The sequence below is a fragment of the Vibrio sp. Vb0349 genome (genome assembly GCF_033338975.1).
Genome location: NZ_JAWOTS010000274.1, coordinates 1 through 1,238 on the forward strand (window position 1 = coordinate 1; position 1,238 = coordinate 1,238).

At 46.8% G+C, this 1,238-nt stretch carries 2 protein-coding genes; one reads left to right on the forward strand and one right to left on the reverse strand.

Features of this window, described 5'->3' with window-relative positions; all coding sequences use genetic code 11:
- Positions 1-64 precede the first annotated feature (64 nt).
- On the forward strand, positions 65-841 hold the full coding sequence (locus R7Q47_RS25150) for a PTS sugar transporter subunit IIA (RefSeq protein WP_318090043.1): 777 nt from the start codon (positions 65-67) through the stop codon (positions 839-841).
- Between the two features lie 34 nt (positions 842-875).
- Here the strand turns inward: R7Q47_RS25150 and R7Q47_RS25155 are convergent.
- Positions 876-1,238, reverse strand: a 363-nt coding sequence (locus R7Q47_RS25155; RefSeq protein WP_318090045.1) for an AraC family transcriptional regulator, incomplete at its 5' end; no start/stop codon positions are given.

The window sequence follows — 1,238 nt, forward strand, 5'->3', positions numbered from 1 at the left end:
TTGAAGAGGTTTTGCTGAACGTCGACAAAGTATTCCTCGTCCACTGCCGCGACTAAATTTGCAGATGAACGAATACCAAATCACCTTTTTCGTCGATAATGCAAATGCCAGTGCGCACCTTGCTCAGCCACTCAATCGAGTGGCAAAGAAGTTCAAAAGTACCTTACATATCATTAATGTAACGCAAAATCGTGTTGCGGAACTCACCAAGTCCGTGGCGATTTTGCAAGCAGGTCTACAACAAGGTGATTTGTGTCAAATCACAGCGATTGGCATTGACGCAGAGCTGGCCTGCTTCGTCATCAAAGACATGATTGCTGAACACTTTACGGTGGTGGGATCTCATATCAACTATGAGTTTTCTAGCCAACTGGCCGAGCGTTTACCGCAAATTTGCCCACCTTGTGAAATCAAATGGCACTACGCCAAAGCGCATACCGAGCTCACTAAGTTTGAATGTCTTAAAGGATTAGCTCAGCTGAGCCACCCTATTCATCCTGACGAGCTGATCCTTGCTTTGATTAAACGCGAAGAACGTTCATCAACTTGCGTGACTCCGGGGATCGCTCTACCGCATGTGATGTTTTCAGGTGTTGACCATATTTCCATTGCCGTTATTGCAAATGACAAGTCGATGGATTGGGCTTCAACGATGGGTGATGTTCATCTGGCTATAGCACTGGTGATGCCAGAAAAGCCGACCCGAGAACAGATCATTGCGGCCACTAACCTCACACGAAATCTGCTTACCGATCAAATGGCGGAACGCCTACTACTAACAAAAAGCAGCGTCGACTTACAAGCGCTGCTGATGTACGCCATGTCGAGGCTGCTCGCCTAAACTTCTCTATGATTTACGCACTCTGATTGAAGGCTTAAATCGAACCACGATATTCCGTCGGCGTTCTGCCTGTACGGTTCTTAAATACTCGGCAGAAATAGTTCACGTCTTTAAATCCACAGCGCACTGACACGTCATTGAGTTTGAAGTTGTATTTCTTGAGCATAAACTTCGCACGATCCACGCGTACCCAAGTAATGTAGTCTGCCAAAGTCATGTGCCCCTGCTGACGGAACAAGCGCGACAAATGGTTCGAGGAAATACTGAATCTCGACGCAATGCTGTCACGCGTGATTGGGCGATGGAAGTTCTCTTGAATGTAGATACAAATCCCTTGATAGAGATCTTGCACACGGCTATGTGACTGCTGCTCGACTGGTGCATCCAACATCGTCTT